2 protein-coding genes are annotated in these 2,473 nt (G+C 29.2%); both read left to right on the forward strand.

Features of this window, described 5'->3' with window-relative positions; all coding sequences use genetic code 11:
- Positions 1-2,037, forward strand: a 2,037-nt coding sequence (locus RR430_RS02865) for an ATP-binding protein (RefSeq protein WP_332508608.1), incomplete at its 5' end; no start/stop codon positions are given.
- Between the two features lie 129 nt (positions 2,038-2,166).
- Positions 2,167-2,473, forward strand: a 307-nt coding sequence (locus RR430_RS02870) for an Rnase Y domain-containing protein (RefSeq protein WP_332508609.1), incomplete at its 3' end; no start/stop codon positions are given.

The following is a 2,473-nucleotide window of genomic DNA, read 5'->3' on the forward strand; positions in this document are numbered from 1 at the left end:
GGTATAAAGTATGAACCTAGTTTTACATATGAAGATGTTGCTTATATTGAACATGCCAAGAAAATAAAAATAGGTTTATATGGTAATAACTTTCCATTAAGTGGATGGATTGGGGAAAGTGCACGTGGTATATTAGTAGATATTTTAGATATGATAGCTGAAACATCTGGTTTAGAATTTGAATATGTTGAACTTGATAGTTCTTTAACTACTGAACAAAATATCGTGCTTAGTAATTTGGACCTAGCTGTTAGTTTAACAAGTTCCTATCAAGATTGGCATATGATCCATAGCAAACCCATACTTTCATCAGACTATGTGGTGGTGAGTAAAAAAAATAGAATTCTTAATATGGATGAAAAGCTAAATGTGGCGATTCCATTTCATAAAAATGAAATTAATCAAAGTTTTGATGAAGATCTTAGCGATATGAACTTTCTTACTTATAACTCTACATATGATTGCTTAAGTGAGTTAATGAAAGATAGAGTTGAGTTTGCATTGTTAAACTCATTTGTTTTTAATTATGAATTTAAGAATCCCTATTTCAATGATATTGAAGTTAAAACATATTATACGCAAACACTAACGGCTGATTTAGTAGCGTTAAAGGGTAATGATACATTAATTAATGTTATAAATAAAACTATCCCAAGTGTAACTGAAGAAGATGTTAAGTTGTTTATATTGACACATAATAATCATGCTAATACTAATATCACGTTACTTAACTACATTTATCCTTATCGTCTTCCTTTAATTGTAATAGGGGTGTTAGCGATATTAAGTTTATTATTGGCAATATTAATGTCAAGAAACAAGAAACAGCAAGCTAGAAATCAAATAGAGCTAAGATCAATAGAATTAGCTAATAAAACAAAAAGTGATTTCTTATCACAGATGTCACATGAAATTAGAACTCCAATGAATGCAATAGTAAATTTATCGCAAGCAGCGATTAGTGAAAAGGATAATCCAGAAGAGTTAGAAGAATGTTTAGAAGATATTAAAAAATCTAGTAAATATTTGGTTTTGCTTGTAAATGATATTTTGGATATGTCTAAATTTGAAAGTGGTATGTTAACCCTAAAGAAAGTACCCACTAGTTTGATTTCAGTTGTGAATGAGTGTGAGAAAATATTGGATCTAGAAATAGAGTCTAAGGGTATTAACTTAAGATTTAAGACAAATATGAGTGAAGATAGATTATTGTTAGTTGATCCACTACGTTTTCAACAAATGATAATGAATATATTATCGAATGCAATAAAGTTTTCATATGAAAATGGTGATATCGATTTTATACTTGAAGAAACAGTAATAACTGAAACAAAAGTACAAGTTGAATTAACTATTAAAGATAATGGAATTGGAATGTCCAACGAATTTTTACCTAAAATATTTACTCCTTTTTGTCAAGAAAATGCTACGCAATATGGATTAACTGGTACAGGTCTTGGTTTAAGTATTGCAAAAAGTTTAGTTGATTTAAATAATGGAACTATTCAAGTTGAGAGTAAATTAGGATTGGGAACGACTTTTATTATTCAATTAGAATATGATATAGCTTCAAATAAGGCTTTTGAAAAGGAAATAGAATTAGCTCATACGGATGAAGCTTGTTTTATTAAAAATAGAAGAATATTATTGGTTGAAGATAATGAATTGAATACTAAAGTGGCTAAACGTATTCTAGAGACTAGAAATTACTTAGTTGATACTGCTACAAATGGACATGAAGCAGTAGAGATGTTTACTAAATCAATGGAAGATTACTATGATGCGATTATTATGGATATAAAAATGCCTATTTGTGATGGGTTAACTGCTACTAGGTTAATACGTAGTCTAGGTCGTACTGATTCAAAAGCTATTCCTATTGTTGCAGTTTCAGCTAATATCTTTGACACGGACAAGGATAATTCACTTGCTGCTGGAATGAATTACTATCTAACTAAACCAATTGATCCAGATACGTTATATGGTGTTTTATTCAGTTTAATTAGTAAATATGATGTATATAGAAAGAAGGTCTGATGACCTTCTTTCTATTTGTTTTAGTAAAATGATAGCGCTTTAGTACGGTTTAACTTGTGAAAAAGTGCTTTTATAGATATAATAAATATGAAGTTTTACTTCAGTTTTAAAAAATAATGGAGGAATATTATGTTTGAATTTAACATTTCATCCATTTTGTCTGGTGTTATAGGGGTAATACTTGGAATTATCGTAATGGTAATTGTAAGTAAATTAGGTTTAAATCGAGAAAAACAAAAAGCGAAAATGCTAATTGAAGAGTCTTCAAACAAAGCAGAAAACATGTTAAGACAAGCTGCTTTGGATGGCAAACAACAAGTCTATGAACTTAAGTTGATTGCTGAAAAAGAGTTGAAAGAGCGTAAATCAGAAATTCAAGAAATGGAAAACAAACTACTTCGTAGAGAAGATAGTATGAATTTTCGTGATGAAACTT

It is taken from the genome of Anaerorhabdus sp. (genome assembly GCF_036641015.1).
GTDB lineage: Bacteria > Bacillota_I > Bacilli_A > Erysipelotrichales > Erysipelotrichaceae > Anaerorhabdus.